The organism is Pseudorhodoplanes sinuspersici, from assembly GCF_002119765.1.
Taxonomy (GTDB): domain Bacteria; phylum Pseudomonadota; class Alphaproteobacteria; order Rhizobiales; family Xanthobacteraceae; genus Pseudorhodoplanes; species Pseudorhodoplanes sinuspersici.
The window spans coordinates 3,271,918-3,298,787 of the sequence record NZ_CP021112.1 but is presented as its reverse complement, the minus strand read 5'-3'; the positions used below and the strand labels follow the sequence as shown (position 1 = coordinate 3,298,787).

The 26,870-nt window shown below is 59.5% G+C and carries 26 protein-coding genes; 15 read left to right on the top strand and 11 right to left on the bottom strand.

Annotated features, from left to right (window positions below; translation table 11 throughout):
- Positions 1-213 precede the first annotated feature (213 nt).
- On the top strand, positions 214-1,407 hold the full coding sequence (locus CAK95_RS15995; RefSeq protein ID WP_183044345.1) for a lytic murein transglycosylase: 1,194 nt from the start codon (positions 214-216) through the stop codon (positions 1,405-1,407).
- 84 nt (positions 1,408-1,491) lie between these two features.
- Here the strand turns inward: CAK95_RS15995 and CAK95_RS29265 are convergent, their stop codons facing one another.
- Together CAK95_RS29265 and CAK95_RS15985 are read right to left on the bottom strand one after the other, a co-directional pair.
- Positions 1,492-2,883 (bottom strand): hypothetical protein, encoded by a 1,392-nt coding sequence (locus CAK95_RS29265; RefSeq protein WP_147413718.1) that lies wholly within the window; start codon positions 2,881-2,883, stop codon positions 1,492-1,494.
- Between the two features lie 735 nt (positions 2,884-3,618).
- Complete coding sequence (locus CAK95_RS15985) at positions 3,619-4,221, bottom strand: nuclear transport factor 2 family protein (RefSeq protein WP_086088806.1); 603 nt, start codon at positions 4,219-4,221, stop codon at positions 3,619-3,621.
- A 68-nt stretch (positions 4,222-4,289) separates the two neighbouring features.
- On the opposite strand from CAK95_RS15985, the gene CAK95_RS15980 reads away from it, so the two are divergent.
- Both CAK95_RS15980 and gtdA read left to right on the top strand, forming a co-directional pair.
- Positions 4,290-5,054, top strand: coding sequence for an SDR family NAD(P)-dependent oxidoreductase (locus CAK95_RS15980; protein ID WP_086088805.1), 765 nt, complete (start codon positions 4,290-4,292; stop codon positions 5,052-5,054).
- Positions 5,055-5,233: 179 nt separating this feature from the next.
- The gene (gene gtdA / locus CAK95_RS15975; protein WP_086088804.1) at positions 5,234-6,304 is read left to right on the top strand and encodes a gentisate 1,2-dioxygenase; all 1,071 of its coding nucleotides are present in this window, start codon (positions 5,234-5,236) and stop codon (positions 6,302-6,304) included.
- 68 nt (positions 6,305-6,372) lie between these two features.
- Here gtdA and CAK95_RS15970 read toward each other — a convergent pair whose 3' ends face one another.
- Positions 6,373-7,317, bottom strand: coding sequence for a methylenetetrahydrofolate reductase (locus CAK95_RS15970; protein ID WP_086088803.1), 945 nt, complete (start codon positions 7,315-7,317; stop codon positions 6,373-6,375).
- Positions 7,314-8,723 carry a hypothetical protein gene (locus CAK95_RS15965; RefSeq protein WP_086088802.1) on the bottom strand — a complete coding sequence of 470 codons (1,410 nt, stop codon included), beginning with the start codon at positions 8,721-8,723 and terminating at the stop codon, positions 7,314-7,316. The genes CAK95_RS15970 and CAK95_RS15965 overlap by 4 nt, the downstream gene beginning before the upstream one ends.
- A gap of 330 nt (positions 8,724-9,053) precedes the next feature.
- Here CAK95_RS15965 and CAK95_RS15960 point away from each other — a divergent pair, with 330 nt between their 5' ends.
- The gene (locus CAK95_RS15960; protein WP_086088801.1) at positions 9,054-9,827 is read left to right on the top strand and encodes a hydroxypyruvate isomerase family protein; all 774 of its coding nucleotides are present in this window, start codon (positions 9,054-9,056) and stop codon (positions 9,825-9,827) included.
- A 126-nt stretch (positions 9,828-9,953) separates the two neighbouring features.
- Positions 9,954-10,442, top strand: a complete 489-nt coding sequence (locus CAK95_RS15955) for a hypothetical protein (protein ID WP_245303425.1) — start codon at positions 9,954-9,956, stop codon at positions 10,440-10,442.
- Between the two features lie 21 nt (positions 10,443-10,463).
- Here CAK95_RS15955 and CAK95_RS15950 read toward each other — a convergent pair whose 3' ends face one another.
- Positions 10,464-11,351, bottom strand: a complete 888-nt coding sequence (locus CAK95_RS15950) for a metallophosphoesterase family protein (protein WP_086088799.1) — start codon at positions 11,349-11,351, stop codon at positions 10,464-10,466.
- A gap of 109 nt (positions 11,352-11,460) precedes the next feature.
- Here CAK95_RS15950 and CAK95_RS15945 point away from each other — a divergent pair, with 109 nt between their 5' ends.
- The 5 genes from CAK95_RS15945 (at position 11,461) to CAK95_RS15925 (ending at position 14,668) form a co-directional block, all read left to right on the top strand.
- The gene (locus tag CAK95_RS15945; protein WP_086088798.1) at positions 11,461-11,907 is read left to right on the top strand and encodes an NUDIX domain-containing protein; all 447 of its coding nucleotides are present in this window, start codon (positions 11,461-11,463) and stop codon (positions 11,905-11,907) included.
- A gap of 70 nt (positions 11,908-11,977) precedes the next feature.
- Positions 11,978-12,400, top strand: a complete 423-nt coding sequence (locus tag CAK95_RS15940; RefSeq protein ID WP_086088797.1) for a hypothetical protein — start codon at positions 11,978-11,980, stop codon at positions 12,398-12,400.
- A 74-nt stretch (positions 12,401-12,474) separates the two neighbouring features.
- Entirely contained in the window at positions 12,475-13,377 is a 903-nt protein-coding gene (locus CAK95_RS15935; RefSeq protein ID WP_086088796.1) for an SDR family oxidoreductase, read from the top strand.
- Positions 13,378-13,411: 34 nt separating this feature from the next.
- Positions 13,412-14,341: a histone deacetylase family protein gene (locus tag CAK95_RS15930; RefSeq protein WP_086088795.1), complete on the top strand. Its 930-nt coding sequence runs from the start codon at positions 13,412-13,414 to the stop codon at positions 14,339-14,341.
- Between the two features lie 75 nt (positions 14,342-14,416).
- Positions 14,417-14,668, top strand: coding sequence for an exodeoxyribonuclease VII small subunit (locus CAK95_RS15925; RefSeq protein ID WP_086088794.1), 252 nt, complete (start codon positions 14,417-14,419; stop codon positions 14,666-14,668).
- 126 nt (positions 14,669-14,794) lie between these two features.
- Here CAK95_RS15925 and CAK95_RS15920 read toward each other — a convergent pair whose 3' ends face one another.
- Positions 14,795-15,367, bottom strand: coding sequence for a hypothetical protein (locus CAK95_RS15920; RefSeq protein ID WP_086088793.1), 573 nt, complete (start codon positions 15,365-15,367; stop codon positions 14,795-14,797).
- A gap of 38 nt (positions 15,368-15,405) precedes the next feature.
- Positions 15,406-17,160, bottom strand: a complete 1,755-nt coding sequence (locus tag CAK95_RS30210; RefSeq protein WP_086088792.1) for an ABC transporter ATP-binding protein/permease — start codon at positions 17,158-17,160, stop codon at positions 15,406-15,408.
- 279 nt (positions 17,161-17,439) lie between these two features.
- On the opposite strand from CAK95_RS30210, the gene CAK95_RS15910 reads away from it, so the two are divergent.
- Both CAK95_RS15910 and CAK95_RS15905 read left to right on the top strand, forming a co-directional pair.
- Positions 17,440-18,852, top strand: coding sequence for an MATE family efflux transporter (locus CAK95_RS15910; protein WP_183044355.1), 1,413 nt, complete (start codon positions 17,440-17,442; stop codon positions 18,850-18,852).
- A 43-nt stretch (positions 18,853-18,895) separates the two neighbouring features.
- Positions 18,896-20,128: a class I SAM-dependent RNA methyltransferase gene (locus tag CAK95_RS15905; RefSeq protein WP_086088790.1), complete on the top strand. Its 1,233-nt coding sequence runs from the start codon at positions 18,896-18,898 to the stop codon at positions 20,126-20,128.
- Positions 20,129-20,228: 100 nt separating this feature from the next.
- Here CAK95_RS15905 and CAK95_RS15900 read toward each other — a convergent pair whose 3' ends face one another.
- The 3 genes from CAK95_RS15900 to aroC all read right to left on the bottom strand — a co-directional run bounded on the left by CAK95_RS15900 (position 20,229) and on the right by aroC (position 23,554).
- Complete coding sequence (locus CAK95_RS15900; protein ID WP_086088789.1) at positions 20,229-21,065, bottom strand: DUF1194 domain-containing protein; 837 nt, start codon at positions 21,063-21,065, stop codon at positions 20,229-20,231.
- A 231-nt stretch (positions 21,066-21,296) separates the two neighbouring features.
- Positions 21,297-22,388 (bottom strand): 3,4-dihydroxy-2-butanone-4-phosphate synthase, encoded by a 1,092-nt coding sequence (ribB, locus tag CAK95_RS15895; RefSeq protein WP_183044346.1) that lies wholly within the window; start codon positions 22,386-22,388, stop codon positions 21,297-21,299.
- Between the two features lie 41 nt (positions 22,389-22,429).
- Positions 22,430-23,554, bottom strand: coding sequence for a chorismate synthase (gene aroC, locus CAK95_RS15890; protein WP_086088787.1), 1,125 nt, complete (start codon positions 23,552-23,554; stop codon positions 22,430-22,432).
- A 308-nt stretch (positions 23,555-23,862) separates the two neighbouring features.
- On the opposite strand from aroC, the gene CAK95_RS29260 reads away from it, so the two are divergent.
- Positions 23,863-24,381 (top strand): hypothetical protein, encoded by a 519-nt coding sequence (locus tag CAK95_RS29260; protein WP_157699645.1) that lies wholly within the window; start codon positions 23,863-23,865, stop codon positions 24,379-24,381.
- A 74-nt stretch (positions 24,382-24,455) separates the two neighbouring features.
- Here the strand turns inward: CAK95_RS29260 and fabI are convergent, their stop codons facing one another.
- Positions 24,456-25,274, bottom strand: coding sequence for an enoyl-ACP reductase FabI (gene fabI, locus CAK95_RS15880; protein WP_086088785.1), 819 nt, complete (start codon positions 25,272-25,274; stop codon positions 24,456-24,458).
- A 247-nt stretch (positions 25,275-25,521) separates the two neighbouring features.
- On the opposite strand from fabI, the gene CAK95_RS15875 reads away from it, so the two are divergent.
- Together CAK95_RS15875 and CAK95_RS15870 are read left to right on the top strand one after the other, a co-directional pair.
- Complete coding sequence (locus CAK95_RS15875) at positions 25,522-26,013, top strand: RNA polymerase sigma factor (RefSeq protein ID WP_086088784.1); 492 nt, start codon at positions 25,522-25,524, stop codon at positions 26,011-26,013.
- Positions 26,014-26,029: 16 nt separating this feature from the next.
- On the top strand, positions 26,030-26,863 hold the full coding sequence (locus CAK95_RS15870) for an anti-sigma factor family protein (RefSeq protein WP_086088783.1): 834 nt from the start codon (positions 26,030-26,032) through the stop codon (positions 26,861-26,863).
- Positions 26,864-26,870 lie beyond the last annotated feature (7 nt).

Genomic DNA, 26,870 nt, shown 5'->3' with positions numbered 1-26,870 from the left:
CACGCTTCTTATCCCTCCCCTGAAAGGGGAGGGTCGGTGCCGTCGCTGGCAAGTTTACGCAGCCAGCGTAAACTTGGCTGCGTGGCACCGGGGTGGGGTCTATTCAGCACACAAACTCCCACCACCCGACCGCACTCGCTTCGCGCCTGCGGCCACCCTCCCCCGCTACGCGTGGGAGGGATAAGAAAAGCGCTTCGTACATTGATGGTCGCAATGTCCATCATCGCGACACAGCTGATTTCAATCACGCCTCTCTTCGCCCAAGCCCCCGCAGCTGAAGCCCGCTCCTTCAACGCCTTCATCCAGTCCCTCTGGCCCGAAGCGCAGCAGCGCGGCATCACGCGCGCGACCTTCGACCGCGCGCTCGGCGATGTGCAATACGATGCCGAAGTCGCCGCGCTGTCGCGCCGCCAGCCGGAATATGGCCGCGCGGTCGGCGATTATCTGAACGGCATGGTGTCGCCGGCGCGTATCAATGGCGGCATCCGGCGCCTGGGCGAATGGCGCGGCCTCATCGATTCCATCGAACACACGTTTGGGGTTCCCGGCGAAATACTCGTGGCGATCTGGGGCATCGAAACGGGCTTTGGCGCCAACACCGGCGGCAAGGGCGTGATCCGCTCGCTCGCAACGCTCGCCTTCCTCGGCTACAAGGGCGACTTCGCGAAAAACGAATTGCTCACCGCCCTGCTCGTGCTGCAGCAGGGACACATTCCGCCCGACCGCATGATCGGCTCATGGGCCGGCGCGATGGGGCAGCCGCAATTCATTCCCTCGAGCTTCATGCGCTGGGCGGTGGATTTCACCGGCGACGGCAAGCGCGACTTATGGACCAGCGTGCCCGATGTGCTCGCCTCGATCGCCAATTACTTGCGCGAACATGGCTGGAAGCCCGGCCTGCCCTGGGGCTACGAGGTGACGCTGCCGGAGAATTTCGATATGCGCCGGAGCAGAGCAAGCTTTCGCGAATGGGCGGCGCTTGGCGTGCGCCGCGCCGACGGCGGCAAACTGACGGACCGGCGCGATGCGAATGGCGGCAAGGAAGCGATCCTGTTCTTCCCGAGCGGCGCGCGCGGCCCGGCCTTCCTCGTCACCGACAATTTCAACGTCATCAAGACCTACAATATCTCGGACGTGTATGCGCTCGCGGTGCTGCACCTCGCCGATCGCTTTCGCGGCGCGCCGGCCTTCGCAGGCCGCTGGCCGCAGGACGATCGCCAGCTCACGCGTGAGGATCGCATGCGCATTCAGCGCCGCCTCGCCGACCTCGGCTACAAGGTCAACGACTTTCAGGGCATGATGGACTTCGACCTGCGCGACAACATCCGCGACATGCAGATCAAGTTCGGCATGGTGCCCGACGGGCATCCGGGGATGGAGTTTATGGGGAGGCTGGTGGGGAGGTAGGTCTGTCATTTTGTGTGATTCATGACGAAAGCACACGACCGGGATAAGGACTAAAACTCCGCCTCTCCAATCTTCTGACCCGCCTCACTCACCTACGCTTCGTTGCTTTTGTTCGGAAGCGACAGAAGCCAAGACAACATTGGAAATTATTCTATCGATTCCGCCTAGTGCACTTTTGATCTCGGCGCCGACTTTGGTCTGAAAATGGCTATCTACCATCTTTTCAAGAACGCCTCCTAAATCTTGTAGCCCCTCGATCAGATTGGGGTAGGGCAAAGTGGGGCTAGAACCCAATATCGTACCAACGTCGCCACGCCCACTTATCTCTTCAAATACCCGCTTTGCATCTGGCGACACGCTTCTTGAAGTAACAATAAATGCTTGGGATGGTTCAATTACGGATCTACGGTAATTGAAATGATGTGCGTCGGTTACACTGAATTCACGATCTTTCAACTCAAATACCCAAGGAAGCGTATCAATAAACGCTACAATATCGATCTCGTCTGCTCCAAAAGAAAAATTCCAATAGATAAATTCTCTTGGAATACCTGATTGAATAAGGCTATCTGTTACAAGCACGTTCATCCAGCGACTTGAGGTAATAAGGTTTTTCAATTTTTCGCTTGCAACAAATGCGGAGTATATTCGCTCATCACGATAATAACGACCGCAGGTCGCGCACTTTATCATCAAAGAATCTAAAGTGACGTCATCACTATTGAAACGCGCGATACGCTGGCTATTCTGCCGACATTCAACAAAAGCCTCTCGAATTACAAATCCGCTAGCAAGAAGAAAATTGCTTAGAGATTCGGCCGGATCAATTGCAGAAACTTCCTGTGTAAAATTAGCCTCGGTCAATGTCCGCGACTGCACAATTCTAAATATGAATTCTTGAACTTCTTTCTTGCACAGAAGCTTTGAGAGTTTCAAATCCTCATCATCATAACTCGGCATCTTGTATTCCGAAGTATCCTTCAGTCGCCGAAGATAGGCTGCATGCGTTTTGCAACTTTCTTTTATAAAGAAAAACGAATCAGGGTTCACAATCTCATCACTTGGTGGCGCTTTTGAAAGCGAACTATAGACAGCATCAGAAACAAGTGAGAGGACGTGATTAGCATCAATCAACGTCCTACTAATCGCTGTAGCCTCAAAAGAAGACTTCTCGGGTTCCAGACCTCCAAACAATCCTCTCACTCGGCCGCCCGCCCGAGAGTTTTGCAAAATTAGAATGTTATCCTCATTGCAGATAACTTCCGCCGCTGTTGCGGTTTTACCGTAAAGACTCCACAAACCGCTTGAAGGCACTGTTGGTCGATAGACAAACGGAGTGGCAAGTTTTGTCGACAGGTTTTCGCTTAAAAAAAGAGATACTGCTGTCGCTTCAAGTCTCTCAACAAGAGGTTTCACAAGATCTCGAAATATTTCATCATTAATTTCCACTTCAAACGTGTATTTAAGAATTTTCATGGGAACAGCTTTGTTTAGTGGGTTCGGGAATCAACAGTGTGAGCTGGCTGAAGTGTAAGGTTCAATCGTCCGGAATTGAACTTATCGCTTGACATCCTCCCCATTATATGATTTTTTTCCTATATCCCGTCCCATCCAAGGGGCGTCTGATCAGCGTCGTGAGACGTGGGGCGGGATGCGGTGGCCGTTGAGGAGCGCTGGACGTAGCGTTCTTCAGCGGAGGCCCAAGCTGCGATGATCCGGCTCACCGGCCGTGGGTCACCAGCGGAGGATAACAAGAAGAGCCGCCCGGTGTCGTCCGGTCCACGGTGTCTGTCCTCCGGGGTTGTCGCAGAGCAAGCCTCAAACACCGCGCGCGGAACGCCGAAGCTTTTCGGCGGTTCGTGGTGCGACCAATCTCATGCGCTTACCACACTTGCGCATGGGGCCGCGGGCAGGCTGAGAGCCCGGCGTTCCGCGCGCCCTTGGGTTTCAAGGGCAAGTTGCGGCGGTCTGGACGACGGGCGCGCCCGCGCCGGCTAAACAATAGGGCGGCTTTCGCGTGTCTGTTTTTACCCTCCCCTGGAGGGGGAGGGTCGGCACGCATCGAACGCATGTGAGATGCGTGACGGGGTGGGGTGAATTTGAGATGCAAGACGGGGTGAGTGAATGTCTTCGAACAACTCACCCCACCCCGCTGCTCGCTTCGCTTACAACGACCCTCCCCCTCCAGGGGAGGGTGAAAGAAAGCTGAGCTTACAGCCCCTTCCCCTCAAGCCACGCCTTGCCGCGCGCATAGAGCGCTTCGACCTCGGGGCCATCGAGGCCGGGCATATCCTTCTTCACCTTGTAGCCGATCTTGTGCTGCAGATAGGCGAGATGACGATAGCCCTCCGGATACATCATCAGAATGTCCTGATCGAGCGAGATCGTCTTCGACGGATCGACAGGATCGACTCTGTCCTTCTCATAGATCGGCTGGCGCAGCACGAGGCCCCATTTGCCGTCGCGCTTTTCCAGAAAATCGTAGAAGCGGCCGGTGCACACCACATCGGCAATGACGCCGTCGAACGGCCCGCGCTGCGAGATCGTCATCTTGGTCTGCGCGATCGCGCGTGGGCCTTCGAGTTCGATATTCATGCCGCCGAGGAAATGCAGGATGCGCACGCCCTTGGCATAACCCTCCTCGCTCACCTTGATGAATTCGTCGGCCGTGCCCTGAAACCAGGTCGCCTGCATCACGCCGTCGTCGTGCCAGACCTTGCGGAAGCGGTCCCACAGCCGCGCATCGCGCAGCACGGCCCAGTCCTCGATCAGATCGCGGATGGCAAGACGGTCTTGTGTTTCACTGGCATTCATGGGCTGCGCTTTCTTCCTTTTGCGGTCCGTGCATATATCCGGCCGTCCTTTTAGAGACTGGAAACAACATGGCAAGACTGGCAGGGCGGACAGCGATTGTTACGGGTGGGGCAAAAGGAATCGGCCGGCATTATTCGGAGGCCCTGGCGGCGGAAGGCGCCGGTGTGGTGATCGCCGATATTTCGGGCGGCGCGGAAGCGGCCGAGGAGATCGCCGCGACATACGGCGCCAATTCCGCCCTCAGCGTGCCCTGCGATGTCAGCGACGAAAGCCAGGTGAAAAACCTCGTGGCGAAGGCCATCGAGCGCTTCGGCAAGATCGACATTCTGGTGAATAACGCCGCTTTGTTCGCGCCGCTGCAGCCCACCAAGGTTCAGGACATCGATGTCGATCTGTGGGACAAGGTGTTCGCGGTGAATGTCCGCGGCTCGTTCCTTTTGGCCAAGCATGTTGCACCGCACATGATCGCCCGGAACTACGGCAAGATCATCAATATCGGCTCCGGCACGGTGTACAAGGGCCTGCCGGGGATGCTGCATTATACCGCATCCAAGGGCGCGATCGCGACCTTCACCCGCACGCTGTCGCGCGAACTCGGCGAGCACAAGATCTGCGTCAATACGCTGGCGCCGGGCCTTGTCATGAGCGAGACGCTGGTCGCCTCCGGCTCGCATGACGAGGCGCTGAAAGCCCGTGTGGTGGCCTCCAGAGCCTTCAAGCGCGAGCAATTGCCGCCGGATTTGCTCGGCGCGCTGATCTTCCTGTCCTCGGCCGACAGCGATTTCGTGACCGGCCAAACCATCGCGGTGGATGGAGGGTCAGTGAATACCTGATTTTTACCCGATACCTATTTTCGCACAATGTGAGAAAAACACCCCGCCGCCTTGCTGGCGCGGCGGAAGCTCCGTATCTCTGTTGACGAAAGGCAGATATGCCGCAGAACCCTGTTATGGCGGCCTTTCTGCGATTAGTGTCAGCGCAACGATCTTCAAGAATTCGGCAGGAGGAATTCATGGCCACCGCGACCGCCGTCAAAAGCGACAAGACCGCGAAAGTCTACGAGGGCAGCAAGGACCCCAAGCGCGCCGCCTTCTACGAAAAGATTTCGCAGCGTGACATGGCGCCGCTGTGGGAGGTGCTGAAGGACCTTGTCGCCAAGAGCCCGAAGTCGATCGCCGCGCCCGCCATCTGGCATTTCGATCAGGTGAAGCCGATGGTGGAAGAGGCCGGCGGCCTGCTCACCGCCGAGGAAGCCGAGCGCCGCGTGCTGGTGCTTGAGAACCCGGCTTTGCGCGGCCAGTCGCGCATCACCACTTCGCTCTATGCCGGCTTGCAGCTCATCCTGCCGGGCGAGATCGCCGGCGCGCATCGCCACACCGCCGGCGCGATCCGCCTGATCCTCGACGGCGAAGGCGCCTATACGCAGGTCGACGGTGAAAAGACCGTCATGAAATACGGCGACTTCGTTCTGACCCCGAGCTGGACCGCACACGACCACGGCAATGAATCCAAGAAGCCGATGATCTGGCTCGATGTGCTCGACGTGCCGACCATCAATTTCTTCGAGACGGCCTTTGCCGAGCATCTCGACGACACGGTGCAGAACACCAAATTCACCGACAACGATTCATTGTGGCGCTACGGCTCGGGTGTGCTGCCGGACGGCACCAACACCGAGAAGACCTCGCCGATCATCAACTATGCCTATGAGCGGGTGCGGCCGATCCTCGATCGCATGGCCAAGACCGACGAAATCAACAAGTATCATGGCTTCCGTCTGCGCTACGCCAATCCATTCAACGGCGGCTGGTCGACCCCGACCATGGGCGCGCATCTGTCGCTCTTGCCGAAGGGCTTCAAGGGCCAGCCCTATCGCTCGACCGACGGCACCATCTTCGCGTGCCTCGAAGGCAAGGGCCAGACGACGATCGACGGCGAAGTGTTCGAATGGGGACCGCGCGATGTGTTCGTGATCCCGTCCTGGAAGCAATATTCGCACAAGGCCGACGAACAGAGCGTGCTGTTCTCGATCTCCGATCGGCCGATGCAGGAATCGCTGAACATCTGGCGCGAAGTGAATTGATCGCGCGTCAGGTTTGAGGTCGGAAAGCCGTCAACGATGACATCGTTGACGGCTTTCGCTTGTCAGCCTCAGGCTTCGACGGTGAAGCCTTCGCTGTCCAGCGTCATCCGGCCCTTCTGCGCATGTGACGCCCATCGCGTCGTTGCACCAATGCCCCCGAACGAGAAGAAATGCGCTGACACCGGACCGAGCGATCCAGTCGCATTCGCATCAGCCAGCGCACGCACAATGCCATCCGGCGCACTGACGCCAAACAGATGCTTCACAAGGCCGGCATGCTTGGCGACGCCGCCGACTGACGCTTTCACACCGCAGCGCTGTGCGTATTTGAGGAGCGTCGTCAGATTGGTCGGACCGGCCATGCCGATCCGCACCGGCGCCTCGACACCGAGATCGCGCAGCTTCTTCACCCAGCGGATCATCGCCATCGCGTCGAAGCCAAATTGCGTGACGATATCAGCCTTCAGACCGCCCTGCTCCGCGGCCTCGATCTTGGCGAGCAGCGCCCGCTGCATGACACCGTCGGCCACCACCGGGTGACCGTCCGGATGACCGGCAATGCCGATCTCCTCGATTCCGTATTTTTGCAACACGCCGCTTTCGATCACTTCGATCGATGCGGTGAATGCACCAGCCGAGTCAGGACGGTCACCGGAAATCACCAATATGCGGCGCACACCGGCTTCTTCCGACAGACGCTGCAGCAACGACGACAACTCGTCCTTACTTGCATAATTGCGAACAGCGATATGCGGTACCGGCTCGATGCCGGCCTTGCGCGTCAACACCGCCTGTTCGACCAGTTCGGTCGATGGCCGCGTCGGGATCGCACTGAGATAAAGATGCGTGCCCCCGGGCGCATTCTGTGCGACGGCCTCGACATCGCCCGGCTTCGGCCGCGTCGCCTCAACCGAGAAACCCGACAGAAAGCCGGTAATATGACCAATGGTCGCGGATACTTCACTGTCCGCAGCGGTTTTGGTCTTGAAAAGATTGACCACTGGAATGTTCATTCGCGTCTGCGGGAGATGACGTAGGATTCGTCGTTGAACCAAAGACCGTTGTGCCTGCGCAGCACTTCTCTCGTGGCATCGAGATAACGGCTATCTTTCACAGCCTCGTTGAGGCGCTCATCTTCCACCTGCGAGACGTAAATCGCGGCATTCCAGGCCGCGAGCACCGTTGAAGTGCCGATCGAGCCGGTGACTTCGCTCGGCAGCGTATGCATGTCGTATTTGAAGATCGCGCGATTATCCGCGTAGGTGTTGAAATTGAGATCGCGCGCAGCAGGACCGAGCGCCTTCTTCACTTCGCGCAGGATCGCATGACGGTCCGTCTGGAACGGATTGTCACCTGGCCAGACCTGCTGGACGATCTCCGATGCAGGATCGTTGCCGTAAGAATGGATCGCAATCAGCCGGCCACCCGGTCCAAGCGCCCGGGCGAGTGGCGCAATCACCTTCTGCGCCTTGAATTCGGCCGACGCGCGGGCGCGGTAGGGCTGTGAGGCAATGACAAGATCGAAATCGGCTTTCGCTGCGCCACGCTTGGGGATGATCGGATCGAGCAGAAATTTGTGGTCCTGCCTGTAGATCACGAGCACAACGGGCCGTTCATAGATCGGATTGCCGGTCTTGGCGCTGACGCCGGCCTTCCAGTTTTCGTCCAGAAAGCCCTGCAGATTGGTGATCTGCTCTTCGAAGTCGTGCGAGGTATTGCCGGTCAGCGCGACCTCGTTCCAGACCAGGCTGTTGGCCGCGGCGGTGGACTTCACCGTCAGCCACGGTGCTTCGGCGTAATACATATTGGTGAGGACGAGCACCGTTGACGGATGCTCGTAAAGGCGGTCCGGCATCTTCTCCAGCGTCAGCCGGATATCCTCGAGGCTGATTTCCTTGCCAGAAATATAGAATGGCATGTTCGGATAGCGGTGGTGCATCGCCCGCATCACGCGTGTCAGCACCGTGCCATCACCAAGACCAGCGTCGAACAAGCGCACGGCCGGCGGTTTCGGATGAATGTTGGTGAGTTCCTGCGCCACCTTGTTGGCGACGACCCACTTCTCGCTGCACGTATTCACGAACAGCAGATATTTCTGCCGGTTGTCGAAGAAGCGGAATTCGCGCTTGCCATCATCGGTCGTATTGGCATTGGCGGGCGGCATTTCCACAGACGTGGACGGGACAGTCGCTGGGCGGCCGCTGCGCTCAATGATCATGGGACGCGCATTCTCTCTTCCGTTGTGAATGGTCATGAAGGTGCGGATACGATCGAGCGTCTCGGTCGTAATGCGGCCGCCATTACGCAGCCTGCTCGTCAGTTTGCCGTCATTGACCGCGCGCCGCCCGAATGTGGATTCGGCAAGGCCGGCCTGGCGGCAATAGTCAGAGATTTCCTGCAGCAATTCATGCGCATTCATCGCAGGGGCCCTCGATCATTTCCTCGACATAGACATTGTTGTTTTGCGGCGGATCGAACCCTTCGCATTACGTCCGGTCAACCATAAAATTGCCCACTCCATATTTGGGTGATGTAGTGGGCAATTGCCCATAATCAATATCCATTTGATATTGCTGTATAAAATTAGTTTTGACTCAAACAAATTGTGCCCTGCGACGGCGGGGAGGACGAGCAACCACTGGAACGGCCGGTTTCTGCCCACTCCGCCGCGGCAGGGATGGAACCGCGTTCCAAGCGTTGCTCACATCGGTTAGGAAGCACTGTTCCATCCCCCGAATCGCGAGGCCGCATGCCCCGTTTCGCTGCCAACATCGCCTACTTGTTTTCAGAACGGCCGCTCATCGAAAGGCCAACTGCGGCGGCTGCGGGTGGCTTCGCTGCCGTCGAAGGGCAGTTCCCTTACGACACGCCGGCCAGTGCCTTGCGGGCGCAAATTGAGCAACACAAGCTGACGATGCTTGGCATCAACACCGAACGTGGCGGCAACGGCCAGTTCGGGATGGCTGCGGTGCCGAACCGCGAACGCGAGTTCGACACGCTCTTCAAACAAGCGCTGGATTACATTGTCGCTGTCGGCGGCTCGGCGATCCATTGTCTCGCCGGCATCGTGCCCGTCGACCAGCGGCCTGCCGCTGAGCGTACGTTCATTGCTAATCTGACACGCGTGGCCGATCTCGCAGCGGAGAAAAATATCACGCTGCTAATCGAACCGATTAACAATATCGACCGGCCCGGATACTTTCTCAATCGCTGCGAACACGCCGCCGACATCATCGCAAAGATCGGCAAGCCGAATATCAGGATCCAGTTCGATTTCTATCACGCGCAGATCATGGGCGGCGATCTGATCCGACGCTTCGAAAAGCACTTGCCGCTGATCGGCCATGTGCAGATCGCCGCGGTGCCCTCGCGACATGAGCCGGACGAAGGCGAGGTTTGTTATCGGGAAATCTACAAGGCGCTCGACGCCCTCGGATATCGCGGCTGGGTGGCGGGCGAATATTTCCCGCGAGGCCGCACCGAGGATGGCCTGGAATGGCTCAAAGCTGCGAAAACCCGCTAATTTCTGAGCTTTCCTTCCCTGCCGCCGATTGCTAAAATTTTCCTCATGTGGGGACGAAAAAGCAAATCACACGCCGCCTCCGCGGAAGCGAGCGAAAACGCAAGTTCGCAGCCTTTGAAAGAGGCATTGCGAGAGGTCCGCATCGAGGCGGCCGAACGCACCGGCATCGTCGTCGAGATGCGTGACGCCGAGGCGGTACGCCTTGAATTGCTCAATGACGCGCTGAATCCCGTCTTTGAAGAAATCCCGTCCAATGTCGAGATTTTCGATCGCGGAGTCAGCCGTGGCGATGTGCCCCGGCTTTGGATCGACGTGATCAGCTATGTGCTCATGGGGCGCGATAAGCGCACCTATCGCTTCGTGCAGGACACCCGCTATGGCCGCAAAATCCTGTTCGAATCCAGCGATATTCCGCCGACGGCGAAGGCGATTACCCGTTACATCGCCGGCCGTCTGATCGAGCGTGAACGGGCGCTGTCCGAGGATGCGTCTCAGCCACCCCGCAAGCCGCGGCGAGGCGGCTGGTTCTGGCGGGCCATCGCCGCGTTCCTGCTCGGCTTTGTTGGGGGCATCGCGGCGCTGATCATTGTCGCGCTGTTACAAAACGGCGGTTAGTCCCGTCGTCTTCCTACGCTGTCAAATCATCAACTCGCGCCGCCCCATCTCCTCAATGAGATCGCTGCCCTGATGGAAGCCGCGGGTGAGCGCCTTGCAGCTCCAGGCATTCCCCTGCTTGGCGATGGTGTAGAGATTGTAGGCTGCAAGATCACCCTCGCCCCCGAAAGCCGATGCCGACGGCACGCCGACAGCAGGAATTTTCGCCGACGGTCCCTCCAGATAGACCACCGAATTGATGTGGTCATGACCGTGCAGCACAAGTTCGGTGCCATGTTTTTGCAGCACCTCCCGGAATTTCGCGGCATCGATCAGCCGCTTGAAACGGTGCTGCGGCTTGGTGATCGGCGGATGATGGATCAGTATCACGCGGAAGAGACCGGCGGCAGCCAGCTTGTCGAGAATATCCGGCAGCGCATGAAGCTGCGGCGCACCGATCTTGCCGGTCGCCATGAACGGCGCAGTCGCCACAGCGCTCGATAGACCAATCAGAGCCACATCGCCGCGCCGTCGCACGAACGGAAACTGATCCGGCCCCGTGGTGTCGCCCTTCATGAAGTCGCCCCAGTGCGAATGCCACTCGCGCGCGGCCTTGCGCACATAGGCATCGTGGTTGCCAGGAACGAAGGTGACGTCATGTGCCGGACCGACCGTATCGAGCCATACGCGTGAGGGGGCGAATTCGCCCGGCAATGCCAGATTGAGGATGTCTCCTGTGACAGCGATGTGACTCGGGTGATGCGCCTTGAGGTCCGAAACGATGCGCGAGAGCACCTCGCCGCGATGAAAGGTCTTTCGGCGCCGGTGCCAGTTCATATAGCCCAGCACGCGTTTGCCCGCGAGTTCGCGGATTTTGGCACTGGGCATGGGGCCGAGATGCGGGTCGGAGATGTGGCCAAGAAGAAACATGGGACCGTATGTTGACGCTTTCGCAGGGTGAATCGATTAGAGACTATAAGGCAATGGTCAAAGAAGGGCGCCGCCCCATCACCCATTTAAGAAGCCAGTAAATGACGCAATGATCAACCGTCTCTTCCATCTGTACTGGCGCTTCTCGCGGGGGCTGACGCTCGGCGTTCGCGGCATGGCGATCGACCCGGAGGGCCGGATCTTCCTGATCAGGCATTCCTACGTGCCGGGCTGGCATCTGCCCGGTGGGGGCGTCGAGCCCGGCGAGACGATGCTGGATGCACTCCGCCGCGAAATGATGGAGGAAGGCAATATCGAGATCGGCACCGAGCCGACTTTCTTTTCGATGTATTTCAATCCAAGGGATTCCAACCGCGACCATGTGGCGCTGTACGTCATCCGCCAATTCACGCAATCGTCGCTGCCCAAACCCAACGCCGAGATCGTGGCACACGGCTTTTTCGCCCGCGATCGATTGCCGGATGACACGACGCCTGCGACGCGCGTAAGGATTGCCGAAGTGCTGGACGGAACCACCCGCCGCGAAAAGTGGTGATTAAGAAAATCCGGGGCATCATACGGTATCGACCTCTCCGGCCAGCCGTTGGCCGCGAAGGACCAAGGACATGCAGTATTGGATTTCAGCGACGATCGGGCTCGCCATTGCCGCCCTGCTGCTCCTCTATTTCGTTCGCCGAAAACCGATAAGCTTTGACGCCGTCGCGCCACGCAACCGCGTGGCGATGATCGCCAATGGCGATCCGAATGATGTCCTCAATGCCGTGTGCGCTCTGGCCAGGAATTCGGAATACACGCTGGGGGTCCGCGACGACGCCAACAAAAGGATCGTGCTTCAGGAGGGATTTTCGTTTTTCAACTATGGCAGTCTCTTCCAGATCGTAGTGATGCCCGATGGTCCGGACAAATCTTCGGTTCATGTCGCCATTGTCGGCAAAGGCTATCAATGGGGTCCGGCATTCCAGCGCTCAAAGCGGAATTTCCTCAAGGCCTTGCAGAAGGCCATCGGAGGTACATTCGTTACAACGTGACAAACTGAGTTGCCGATCTTGCATTGACTTGAGCCCCCTGCCCATGTCCCATCACCTCTTATGGGAGAGAGGCTATGTCGCTGAATGGCAAGACACTTTTCATCACCGGCGCATCGCGCGGGATCGGACTTGCGATCGCTTTGCGCGCCGCCCGTGACGGCGCCAATATCGCCATTGCCGCCAAGACCGATACGCCACATCCAAAGCTCCCGGGCACCATTCACACCGCCGCGAAGGAGGTGGAAGAGGCCGGTGGCCGCGCACTGCCTCTGGTGGTCGACATCCGTGACGAGGAACAGGTCAAATCCGGCCTCGCCCGCACCGTGGAGACATTCGGTGGCATTGATATCGTGGTCAACAATGCCAGCGCGGTTCAGGTGACGCCCGTTGCCAATACCGACATGCGCCGCTTCGATCTGATGAACGGCGTCAATGCGCGCGGCACCTTCATGGTCTCGAAATATGCCATTCCCTATTTGGAAAAGGCGGAGAACCCGCACATCCTGATGAACTCGCCGCCGCTCGAAATGAAGGAGAAGTGGTTCGCGCCGCACACCGCTTACTCGATGGCGAAATTCGGCATGAGCATGGTGGTCCTCGGCCTTGCCGGCGAATTGCGCAGCAAGGGTATCGCCGTCAACGCGCTCTGGCCACGCGCGACGATTGCCACCAGCGCAATCCAGAACTTGCTTGGTGGCGATGCGATCATGCGCATGTCACGCAAGCCTGACATCATGGCCGATGCAGCCTATGCGATCTTCAACAAGAGGGCGGCGGGCTTTACCGGTCATTTCCTGATCGATGACAGCTTCCTTTACGGGGAAGGCGTCCGCGATTTCGAGCCTTATCGTGTCGATCCGACCCAGCCGCTTGCGCCGGTTTTCTTCACGCCGGATGAACCGCCGCCGCCACCTGGCGTTGTAATTGACGGGTATCGCGATATCCGGGAGCTTCCGGCCGCGCGCACGAGATCATAGATATCGCCCAATCGCTCCCGGATACTTTCATTCAATGGCAACTCTCCTTCTCTCTCATTCTGCCTGCCTCAATCATCTGACTCCCCCCGGCCATCCGGAGCGGCCCGATCGCCTGCGCGCGATCGAAAGTGCGCTGGAGGCTGAGAAGTTTGCCGGTCTCATCCGCGAGCAGGCGCCGATGGCGGATATCGAGACGGTCGCGTTGGCACATCCACGAGACTACGTCGAAGCGATCCGCGAGGCGTCGCCGCGCGAAGGCATGATCGGGCTCGACGGCGATACGTCGATGTCACCCGGCACCTTGGAAGCAGCGTTACGGGCCGCCGGCGGTGCGGTGATGGCGGTCGATGAGGTGATCGCGAAGAAGGCAGACAATGCTTTCGTTGCCACACGGCCGCCGGGCCATCATGCCGAGACCGTTCGGCCAATGGGCTTCTGCATCTTTAACAGCGTCGCCGTCGCGGCACGGCATGCGCTGAAGAAACATGGCCTTGCGCGCGTCGGCATTGTCGATTTCGACGTGCATCACGGCAATGGAACGCAGGAGATTTTCTGGAGCGATCCAGCCGTGATGTACTGCTCCACCCATCAGATGCCGCTTTACCCCGGCACCGGGGCCAAATCGGAACGCGGCGATCACGACAATATCGTCAATGCGCCGCTGCGCGCGGGCGACGGTGGCGAACAATTCCGCGAGGCGATGGAGACCACAATCTTACCACGACTGGAGGCCTTTGGTCCCGATCTTATCCTTGTCTCGGCCGGCTTTGACGCGCATATCCGCGATCCTCTGGGCAGCCTGAATTTCACCGAGGACGATTTCGCCTGGGCGACCAGGAAACTGATGGACCTCGCGGACAAGAAATCCGGCGGCCGCGTGGTGTCTGTGCTGGAAGGCGGCTATGACCTGCAGGGCCTGGCCGGCTCCGTCGCCGCGCACGTCACGGCACTGATGCGGGGCTAGGCCTGACTCGACGCCGGAAATCACTATATTGCTGGCAGATTCGTACTCACGACCGATCTCGCATTCAGGATAGACATGACCGAGAAAAACCACGCTGACGTCAACACACTCCCCTTCGAGCGCGCGATCGAGGAACTGGAATCGATCATCAAGCGGCTCGAGGAAGGCAAGGTGCCGCTCGCGGAATCGGTCGAGATCTATGAGCGTGGCGAAGCGCTGAAGCAGCGCTGCGAGGAATTGCTGAAGGCGGCCGAGATGCGAGTGGAGAAGATTACCACCGATGCCGGCGGCAAGGCCAAAGGCACCGCACCGCTGGATGTAAAGTGAGATTGTAAGGAACTCACGAACCTCTCCCCGCTCATTCCCGCGAAAGCGGGAATCCAGCGCAATGCCTTGGGTCCCCGCCTGCGCGGAGACGAGCGGATGAGAGCGAAAGCTCTTTCTTCGGAAAGCTTACTTCTTCCGATACACAATCAGCGTCTTGAAATCGGCAACACGCTCGACCGGCTTTTCCTTTTCCCACACGGGAAGGATTTCGGCGGTCCGCTCCTTGCCCATCGAGTTCGTGTAGAACAACAGATAACCGCCGGAGCGTGTCTTGTCGGTGAACAGGTCCAGCACGCCGCGATCGGTCATGCCGCCATATTCAGGGCTCGCCGTGTTCGGGAAGAAGAATTCGCACAGATGCACCATCGTGACGATGTCAAAGCTCGGCAGCAGCCGCGGATTGGTCAGATAGATATCGCCGAAATAGGCGATGTAGCTTTTGGCGATCGCTGAATCGGTCGAGACCAGTTTGATATAGGCATCGTATTCCTCGATCGAGGCCGTGATCCCCATCACGGCGTTGTTGGTGCCGTTGCGCGCCTGCTCAATGCCGACGACATGATGCGTGCCGGTGCCGAAGTGAAAAATATCCTTGTTCTTCAGGCCCTGGTCCTTGATCCACTCATTAACGTGCACGTCGCAAGGACAGACATCCTCGTGCAAATCCCATTTGTCGGTCCAGTAGTTCATCTGAAGCATGGTATTTTTCCTCACGACGTTCCTCTTCAATGGCTAGTTTATGCCGGCTGGATTGCCAAGGGGCGTATATCGGGGCGCGAATGCGGCAAACCGGTACCCTCCACCTCGAGTTCGACCACCTTGTGGTGGAATTCGCGCAGCACCTCGCGCCGGTCGATCGTCATCACCACCGCATCCGGCAGGCGATCCAGCAGCATCTTATAGAGATCGCGGCCCGATGCGTCGCCCAGCGTGGCCACCGGCTCGTCGAACAGCAGCACATTGGGCTTTCGCAGCAGGGCGCGGGCGATACCGACTCGCTGCTGCTCACCCCCTGAGAGGAGGACACTCCAGTCCGCCTCCTCGTCGAGCCGCGATGCCAGATGCGGCAGGCCGACATCTTCCAGTGCCGTGACGATGCCGTCATCGGTGAGTTCTTCATCCGGTTGCGGATAGGTAATCGCGGTCCTGAGCGTGCCGAGCGGGAAATAGGGACGCTGCGGCATGACCAGCACATCGCCGTCGACAGGAAAGACCACACGGCCAGACCCGGCAGGCCACAATCCGGTCAGCGCGCGGAACAGCGTCGATTTGCCGGAACCAGATGGTCCCGTGATCATCACACGGTCACCCGGTCGCAGCGACAACGACGGCAGGCCGGCGATCACCGAACCATCCGGCAAGCGGATAGAAATGCCGGATACATCGACACTCTCCTGCGGTTGGCGCGCTACGGCGATGGCACCGGTCGTGTGGGCGCGACTGGCGTCGACCGCACGCATCGCCTCCTCGAATTGCCAGAGACGATCGACCATCGCTTTCCATTCGGCGATCTTGCCATAGGAGCTGATGCAGAAGGCGAATGCGCCTTCGACCTTCGGAAAAGCCAGCGCCGCCTGCATCAGCGACCCGAGCGGGATCGCACCAGTCAGGTAGGCCGGACTGACAATCAGAATTGGCACGACCGTCGAAGCTTGCGCGTAGCCCCCGATGAACCCGACAAGCCGTGTCTGCGTCGCGACCAGGCGCGTCCAGTTGCCGACAAGATTTGAAAATCGATGCCTCAGCTCTTCGCGCTCGACAGGCTCGCCCTTCATCAGCGCAATCGGCTCGGAGTGATCGGCGGCACGCACGATCGCGAAACGAAAATCGGATTCGTAACGCTGCTGATTGAAATTCAGCGGGATCAGCCGCCAGCCGATCATGTGGGCGATCAATGTGCCGATACCGGCATAGGTCAGCGCTGCCCAGATCAGCCAACCCGGAATTTTGAGATCGGCAAAGCCGGGTATCGGTGTCGTCGCCGACAGGCCCCAAAGGATATAGGCGAACGAAAACAGCGCCACGATGCTGCCAAGCAGCCCCGTCGTCAGTTCGTGCGTGCGCTGGATGAAGAGATACACGTCATTGGCGATGCGCAGATGGATATTGTCGACATTCGGTGCGACGACCCGCACGCGGTAATGCCGCCCCTGCGCCATCCACTGCGAGACGTAATTGGCCGTCAGCCAGCGCCGCCAGCGGATCTGCAACGTTTGCCCGAAAAAATATTGCGCCGCACCTGAAAGGATAGCACCGACGATGATGAAGCCGAACACGATCAGCTCGGCATGGAAGGCGTCCCAATCGCGCCCCTCCAGCGCATTGAAGAACCGGGCATTCCAGTTGATCACCGAGACCGCCACATAAACCAGCGCCAGTTCCGCCCCGATCACGGCGGCCAGCAAGCCCCGCGCGGTCCATCTCTCCTCTGAGCGGAAGTAAGGCAGAGCCAGCCGCAGGAAGGTGCGCAGAGCGAGGACGATACGGTCCATCGGCGATCCTTTTCGAGGCGTCCGCAATGCGGACCGGGCGTCCAACGTGTATGATGCTAAACTTGTATCATGCACAGCGCAGCCAGCCGATTCGATCACGCCGACGCTGGCCCATCCATCACCCCAAAGAATGGAACAGGGCTGATTTCCAACACTTTTTGACGCTAAACGGACCGTCACGTGCGCTTCACAAGCGTCCGGCAGGGCTTGCTTGCCCTCGTCGGCCGTGGCGTCAAGCCGTCGATGCCGCAGCCGCTCTGAACGAACAAACCAATGACTATGCACACGACCCTGACTGCTGGGGTTCCGTCCCCGGCCGCAGCGCCGCACTGGCGCGTCGAACTGACCGAGACGATCCGGCTGGCCCTGCCGATCGCGCTGACCCAGCTTGGCCAGATCGCGATGATGACCACCGATCTGGCCCTGCTCGGCCGGCTCGGCGATCACGTCGTGGCGGCCTCGGCGCTCGCACACATGGTTCTGTTCGGCGCGTTCGTGCTCGGCATGGGGCTCGTGTCTGCCGTCGCTCCCCTTGCGGCCCAAGCCTTCGGGGCACGCAATCCGCGCATGGTGCGCCGTGCGCTGCGTGTGGGTTTATGGGCCGCAACGATGCTCGGCATCCCGCTCAGCGCGGTCCAGCTTTTCGGCCACGATATTCTGCTGGCGCTCGGACAGACCGAACAGGCCGCCACATTGGCCGCACGGTATCTCTACGGACTTGCCTGGAGCCTGATCCCGGCCTGGTGGTTCATCGCCCTGCGCGGCTTCATGGGTGCCGTGAACCGGCCGGAGCCCGGCCTGTGGATCACGCTGGCCGCCATTCCGGCCAATGCGCTTTTAGCCTACACGCTGATCTATGGTCATTTCGGCATGCCCAAACTGGACCTGCTCGGCGCCGGCCTAGCGACCACCACTGTCAATATCGGCATGTGCGCCGCTGCGATCTGGGTCTGCTACGCCCAGCGGCCATTCAGAAAATTCCGTGTGCTCGGACGCTTCTGGCGGCCGGACTGGCCGCTGTTCCGGCGGCTGGTGATTATCGGCGCACCGATCGCCGGCACCTTTGCACTTGAATATGGCGTGTTTGCCGCCGCCGGCGTGCTCATGGGCTGGATCGGCACCACCGCACTCGCCGCGCATCAGATCGCACTGACCATCGCATCGATCATGTTCATGGTGCCGTTCGGCATCTCCATGGCCGCGACCGTGCGGGTCGGTCATGCGGTCGGACGGCGTGACAGCCCCGGCACGCGCAGCGCCGGTTTCACTGCGATCGGGCTTGGGATTGCCTTCATGACAACCATGACGCTGATCGTGATCGTAACGCGCGAATTCCTGCCCATCCTGTTCCTCGGAACGATCACGCAAGAAAACGCACCGACGGCGGCGCTCGCAGCGACGTTGCTTGTGGTTGGCGCGAGCTTCTTCATCGCCGACGGCGTCCAGACTGTCGCCGCAGGCGCACTGCGCGGCCTGAACGACACACGAGTGCCACTGCTGTTCTCGGCGATCTGCTTTTGGCTGATCGGTTTCACCGCCTGCTATGGCCTCGGCTTCACGCTTGGCTTTGGCGCGTTCGGTGTCTGGATCGGCCTGTCGCTGTCGGTCCTCATCTATGCCGTACTACTTGTCATCCGCTTCCACATCCTGACAAAGCGGAGATATCTGCCGGATATACCCGCGGCTTTGTGACGGAAGCTTGCGGTCCGGCACGAAAGCCGGGCATGACATAGTCATGGTCGAACGGCTGCATATCATCGAGGTTGGGCATCGCGGCGACGGCGTAGCGCGCACGCCTGACGGTCCGGTCTTCGTGCCCTACACACTGCCAGGCGAAACCATCGATGCCGAGCGTTTCCACCCGGACCGCTCACACCTCTTGCGAATCGTCGAAGCATCGCCGGATCGCATCGAACCGTTCTGTCCGCATTTTGGCGTTTGCGGCGGCTGCGCGATCCAGCATTGGAGCGAACCCGCTTACCGGGTCTGGAAACGCGGTCTCGTCGTCTCCGCGCTGGAACAAGCGGGTCTCGAAACGACGGTCGGACAACTCATCGATGCGCATGGCGATGGCCGCCGCAGAGCCGTGTTGCATGCGCGGCGTGGCACCAAGGACATTGTCGAAGTCGGATTCTCCGCCCCCCGCGCGCATCTGATCGTACCGATCGATCGCTGTCCGGTGCTCGCACCATCGATGAAAGGCACCATTGAAATCGCATGGAAAATCGCCGAAGCGCTCAGCCTTTTGGCAAAGCCGCTCGACATCCATGTCACGGCAACGATCAATGGCCTCGATATCGATATCCGCGGCTCCGGACCGATCGATAGCAAGCGTGTGACTGCCCTGACGTCGATTGCGGCAACCGGCGGCATCGCTCGCCTCACGCGGCATGGCGAACTCATTGCTCTGAATGCCCCACCGCTCCTGCAGGTCGGGAAGGCGCGCGTTACATTGCCACCGGGATCGTTCCTGCAGTCGACCGAGCGTGGCGAACACGTGCTGGCCGAGCTTGTTCTGCAATACTCAGGCTCGGCAAAAAACACACTCGATCTGTTTTGCGGGATCGGCCCTTTCGCCCTACGTCTTGCCGAACGCGGTCGCGTCACGGCGATGGATAGCGACCAGAACGCCGTGGATGCGCTGGCGAAAGCCGCGCAAGCGACACCGGGCCTCAAGCCCGTTGCTGCATCGAAACGCGATCTGTTTCGCCGGCCGATGACGTTTCAGGAATTATCCGGATTCGACGCGATCGTGTTCGATCCGCCACGGCAAGGCGCGGAAGCGCAAGCCCGCGAGATTGCGCGCAGCAAGGTACGCAATGTCATCGCCGTGTCCTGCAACGCCGCGACCTTCGCGCGCGATGCGGCGATCCTGATCGAAGGCGGCTATACGCTCCGTAGCGTCACGCCTGTCGATCAGTTCAAATACACGGCGCATGTCGAGATTGTTGGGCAATTTACGCGATAGTTTCTCCGCACTAACCCCGCCCTCATCCTGAGGAGCGCAGCAGCGCTGCGCGTCTCGAAAGTCCTCAGGATGAGGCCGATTGAAGCGTGAGCGAGTTCAGCTAATTCCCCCAGCGCTCCTGCCAGATGCGCTCGCCGATCGTGCAGGGCACACGCGGATTGGCCGCTGAAGCCTTCGTCACTTTCGCGTCTGGCGAAAGGCTTGCGATTTCGAGCACCAGCTTGGTACGGATGGCTTCGACGAATTTCTCGCGATCCTTGACCGGCACCACAAAAGCGGCAGGACCGCCGATCACGCAATCCTCGTAATATTCGTCGAGTTGTTCGATATCCATGGTCGAATAACTCGGCCGTTTCAGCATCACCGGAAGTCCGTTGATGGTGATGCCATGGGACAGCACCTCATCGCGCGCGACCACAACCAGAGGTCCGCTGTTATTGGCGCCGTCGCCGGAGATATCGATTACGCGGCGGATGCCGCGCTGGCCGCTCGATTCGAACAGCTTCATGCCGAACAACAGCGCACCGGAAATCGAGGTGCGCGCCGCACGGCGCAACGGAGCCTGGGAAATCTCATTGGCGACCGAACCGGCACTTTCCGGCCCGTCGATCAGGCGCCACGGCACAACCACCTTCTGGTCCTGTACACCGGCCCATTCAAAATAAGTGATGGCAATCTTGCCGTGGATGCCTTGCTTAAGAGCATTCAGGAATTCAGCAGAGGTCAGCGCCCGAGAATACCCTTCTCGCTGCAGCGCCAGTTCATCCGGGTCCATCGAGTAGGAGATATCGACCGCCAGTATCAACTCGATATCGACGGATGTTTGCCTGCTCTCGGACAGGTCGCGCCGTGCCGGCGCGGCATCCAGATGCCACGCTGTGAAGACCAAGCCGGCGAACAGCAACACAGCCGCCAGCACAGACCAACGCCTGAACATCCGAATGCCTCCGTCCTGTTTCCCTGTCGGGCGGACTAAAAGATCGAAACAGGCTTAAGCAACTATGATGCTAGCAATTATGCTGCCATAACTTCGGAAACGGCGCACTAGATCACGATGTTTTTGGATCGAAGCGATCCAAAAACATAAAACGTGGTCGATTCTAATACGTTAGAGCATGATGTCGTCCGAAAACCGCTTCGCACTTTTCGGCATCATGCTCTGGGGAGATCAGCCGTCCACTGACTCGGTGGACACAATCTCGATACCGAAGCCACCCAGGCCCACATAGGTGAGCTTCTTGGAGGTAATCAGCCGGATCGAGGAAATGCCGAGATCCTTCAGGATCTGCGCACCCAGCCCGATTTCGCGCCATTGCCGGATGCGGGCGGCCTCAGAATCGGTTTCGCCGTCACGCGGAATGGCCGTCACCGGCACGCCGGCGGTGCCGTCACGCAGATAGACGATAACGCCCCGGCCCTCGTCCTTGAAACGCGACAGGACGGCATTGATCGTCTTCGCGCCACCGAACACATCGCCAATGATGTCCGCCCGGTGCAAGCGCGTCGGCACGCCTTCGCCATCGCCAATCCGGCCATACACAAAGGCCATGTGATGCTGAGGGTCGAACGGTGTGACATAGGCGTAGCCTTGTAACGTGCCAATCGGCGATGCCACCGGGAATTCGCCGACGCGCTCGACCAGTTTTTCGCGCACCTGCCGATAGGCAATCAGATCGGCAATCGAGACGCGCTTCAGGCCATGCTTTTCGGCGAATTCAGCAACCTGGCGGCCGCGCATGACGCTGCCATCGTCATTCATCAATTCAGCGAGCACCCCGACCGGCGGCAGGTGTGCCAGCTTGCAGAGATCGACGCAGGCCTCGGTATGGCCGGAGCGCATCAGTACGCCGCCTTCCTTAGCAACCAGCGGAAATACGTGGCCGGGCCGCACAAAATCGGCAGCGCCGCTATTGCCGTTGGCCAGCGCGCGGACGGTGTTGGTGCGTTCTTCGGCCGAGATACCCGTGGTCAAGCCGTGCTTCACATCGACGGTGACGGTAAAGGCCGTGCCGAGCGGCGCGTCGTTGCGCGATACCATCGGGTCTAGGTGCAGACGCTTTGCTTCTTCAATCGACAACGGCGCACAGACGATGCCTGACGTGTGCCGGATGATGAAGCCCATCTTCTCCGGCGTGCAAAGCGACGCGGCGACGAAGAGATCGCCCTCATTCTCACGGTCGTCGTCGTCGGTGACGACAACGAGTTCGCCACGAGCAAAGGCGGCAATCGCCTGATCGATGCGGTTCTGAGTGTCAAGCATTGAAGTCCTGTTCCGCGTTCGGCAGTTGGTGGGTTCGGCAATCACCGGTCGGTCATGGGAAATGGCCATGACGGCCCTTCACCCACCTGCCCGCGATGACGGAGATAATGATCGGCGATGACACATGCCACCATCGCCTCGCCGACGGGGACCCCTCTGATGCCTACGCATGGGTCGTGGCGGCCTTTGGTCACGATCTCGGCGTCGCGGCCGTAGCGATCGACCGTCTTCCGGGGCTGCAGGATCGAGGACGTCGGCTTCACGGCGAATCGCGCAACCACCGGTTGACCGGTCGAGATGCCACCCAGGATGCCGCCCGCATGGTTCGACAGAAACAGCGGCTTGCCATCGTTGCCCATGCGCATCTCGTCAGCATTGTCCGCACCGGACAGATCCGCGGCCGCAAAGCCGTCGCCGATTTCGACGCCTTTCACCGCATTGATGCTCATGAGGCCCGCCGCCAACTCGGCATCGAGTTTGCCATAGACCGGTGCGCCAAGGCCCGGCGGGACACCGTCAGCCACGATCTCGACAACCGCTCCGATCGAAGAGCCGGCCTTGCGGACGCCATCGAGATAATCGGCCCAGATTTCCGCCATCTTGGCGTCAGGACAGAAGAAAGGATTGCGCGAGACCTCATCCCAGTCCCAACGCGAGCGGTCGACCGCATGCGGTCCCATCCGCACCAACGCTCCGCGCACTGTCACGCCCGGCACGATCTTGCGCGCGATGGCACCGGCCGCCACACGCGCCGCGGTCTCGCGCGCCGAGGCACGACCGCCACCGCGATAATCGTAGAAGCCGTACTTGACGTCGTAGGTGTAACCGGCATGTCCAGGACGATACTTGTCCTTGATATCGGAATAATCCTTCGAGCGCTGGTCGACATTTTCGATGAGCAGCGCGATCGGCGTACCGGTCGTCATGTCCTGACCGGTCGCTTCATCAGTAAACACACCAGACAGAATGCGGACCGCATCCGGCTCCTGGCGCTGAGTCGTGTATCGCGACTGACCAGGACGGCGTTTATCAAGATCGTTCTGGATCTCTGCAGCCGTGAGTGGAATGCGCGGCGGGCACCCGTCGACGACACAGCCAAGCGCGGGCCCGTGGCTTTCGCCAAACGAGGTCACGCGGAACAGATGGCCGAAGGTGTTGAACGACATGATGCTTTTTTCGGGTAAGGCGGCTTGGTAGCCCGCGTGAACCGCAGGGTCAAATCGGGCGATTTCATTACTGCTGTGCAGCATTTTTCTTGTCTGCTCTGAATGCGCATTCATGGGGCTGAACGCGAATTAATGAGAACCTGAACGCTCGTTAAGCTTTTGAAAAATAAGGGTTTTTTTGATTTTTTCATTTGCCGGAGGAAATGAAATCTGCAAATGAATTGGCTGGGAAAGACCCGTTCCGGGACCTCAATCGCACCCGAACACTTTCGCCAGGAATTATCGACCCACTCACGAGGACAAACCCCATGCGTAAATTGATCGCCGTCCTTGCCGCGATCGGCTTCATCGGCACGACCACGATGTCGCCGGTGCTCGCGGCTCAGGCAACCCCAGGCGTTGCGAAGAGCGCCGATTTCTCGGCCGCCAAGAAGAAAGCGAAGAAGAAGGCCAAGAAGGCTGAACTGACCGTCGCCACCGACGTCTCGGCTGCCAAGAAGAAAGCCAAGAAGAAGGCCAAGAAGGCTGAGCTGACCGTCGCCACCGACGTCTCGGCTGCCAAGAAGAAAGCCAAGAAGAAGGCCAAGAAGGCTGAGCTGACCGTCGCTACCGACGTCTCGGCTGCCAAGAAGAAAGCCAAGAAGAAGGCCAAGAAGGCTGAGCTGACCGTCGCTACCGACGTCTCGGCTGCCAAGAAGAAAGCCAAGAAGAAGGCCAAGAAGGCTGAGCTGACCGTCGCCACCGACGTCTCGGCTGCGAAGAAAAAAGCCAAGAAGAAGGCCAAGAAGAAGGCCGAAAACGTGATTGAATACCGGATCGCCGCCTAATTGAATTAAGCGCCTGGCGCGAAAACGGCCGGACCTCAAGGTCCGGCCGTTTTTTTAGAGCTGTCAAAATCCGATCAGGGTTCGCCGACGGTCAAATCCGGCGCATCAGGATGCTTGATGCCGACAACATGGTAACCGGCATCGACATGATGGATCTCTCCGGTCACGCCGCGCGAAAGATCCGACAGGAAATAGGCGGCGGAATCGCCGACCTCATCGAGCGAAACATTGCGGCGCAGCGGTGTATTATATTCGTTCCATTTCAGGATATACCGGAAATCGCCGATCCCCGACGCAGCCAGCGTCTTGATCGGGCCGGCGGAGATCGCATTCACGCGGATGTTCTTTTGACCGAGATCGGCGGCGAGATAACGCACCGAGGATTCGAGCGCAGCCTTCGCCAGACCCATGACATTGTAATGTGGCATCCATTTCTCGGCGCCGTAATAGGTCAGCGTCAGCATCGATCCGCCATTCGTCATCAGCTTCTCGGCCCGCTGAGCGATCGCGGTGAACGAATAGCAGGAGATCAACATCGTCTTCACGAAGTTGTCTTCGGTCGTATCGATATAACGCCCGTCGAGTTGATCCTTGTCGGAGAAGGCGATGGCGTGCACCACAAAATCGAGCGAACCCCAGGCTGCTTCCACCGCCTGAAACGCCGCATCGATGGTGGCCGGTTCGGACACGTCGCAATGGCCGACCACGATGCCGTCGACCTCCTCGGCCAGCGGCTCGACCCGCTTTTTCAGCGCGTCGCCCTGGTAGGTGAAGGCCAGGTCCGCCCCATGATTGTGGCAGGCCTTGGCGATACCCCAGGCGATCGAACGGTTATTCGCGACCCCCATGATCAGCCCGCGTTTTCCGCGCATGAGGCCAGGTGCGTCCGGCATTGATGTTCCTTTTTTGAGGCGCTTTTGAGCGGTCATCTTGTGGCACAGGGTATCGGGACCATCAAGAACAGGCCCGCAGGCGGCCTGTGGGCGATCGCTCCGGCTATCAATTTCGGAATAGTGAATATGCCCCGGGTGTTAGTCCGGGCATGGACACCACAACTGCCGACAGCTGTTTTTGCCCAGCGGCCGAACATCCACTATGCCGGATAGTGGTTCGAGATACAGATTTCCAGGGACCCGATTGATGAGCAGCTTTCGGCAGGATGTGGAGACCAACGTTCCAGCGTTGCGGCGCTATGCGCGGGCGCTGACGCGTGACGGTGAACTGGCGGACGATCTCGTGCAGGACACACTGGTCCGCGCCTTGCGCTCGGAACATCTGTTCCACGGCGGGGAGATCCGGTCATGGCTGTTCACCATCCTAACCAATCTCAATCGCAATCGCCTGCGTTCGCTGGCACGCCGGCCCTCGACCTCAACGCTGGAAGATAATGACGCACCGGATTCTGCCGGTCCCGAAGCCGGCGGCCGCGACATCGAGCGGGCGCTCGATCTTCTGGTTGACGATCAAAAGCAGGCACTGCTGCTGGTGGTGCTGGAGGGACTGTCCTATCGCGAAGTCGCCGAGGTTCAGGGGGTACCGATCGGCACGGTGATGTCGCGGCTGGCACGGGCGCGCGCGCAAATTAAAGCCTATCTCGACGGCGAGCGCCCGGTGCTGCGCCGCGTGAAATGAAAGTAAGAGGTGACCGATGACCGATCGTGAATCACCCGTGACGGAAGACGAACTGCACGCCTTCGTTGACGGTGAATTGCCAGCCGACCGCAATGCCGCAGTCGAAGCATGGCTTGCATCGCATCCCGATGACGCGGCGCGCGTGGCCGCCTGGAAAGTACAGGCCGATGCGATCCGGACGCGCTTCGGCAGCACCGCGCATGAAGCCGTGCCGTCGCATTTGAAAATCGAGTCGTTGCTGCGCTCGGGCCGCAACTGGCGCGCTATCGCGGCGGCCATTGCCGCTGCTGCGTTTCTGATCGGCGGTGTCGCCGGCTGGATGGCCCGCGACACGACCGAGGTCACCGCGGCGCCTGGCGATCCGACCGATCAGATCGCGCAATACGCCTTGGCCGCACACAAATTATATATCGGCGAAATCCGCCATCCCGTGGAGGTCGGCGCAACCGAATCGCATCTGACGCCATGGCTGTCGCGCCGTCTTGGCACATCGCTGCGCCTCCCGGACTTTTCGGCCTTCGACATGAAGCTGCTTGGCGGCCGTCTGCTGCCCGGAGAAAACGGCCCGGCCGCCCTGTTCATGTACGAGAACGGCAACGGAGACCGGATTACCTTCTATTGCACCAAGCTGCCGGCCCAGCAAATGTCATTTCGTTATTATCAATCGGATAATGTCGCCGCGATCCGCTGGGTGGTCGGCGATTACGGCTATGTCGTCAGTGGCCCGGCCAACAAGATGCGACTCAAGGAATTTGCGAGGGCTGCATTCGAGCAGCTCGAAAACCGGGCTCCGCCGCCGCCGGCCAACCGCTCATCCACTGAGCCTGTGATCAGCCGGCGCGGCACGTAAGCGACAG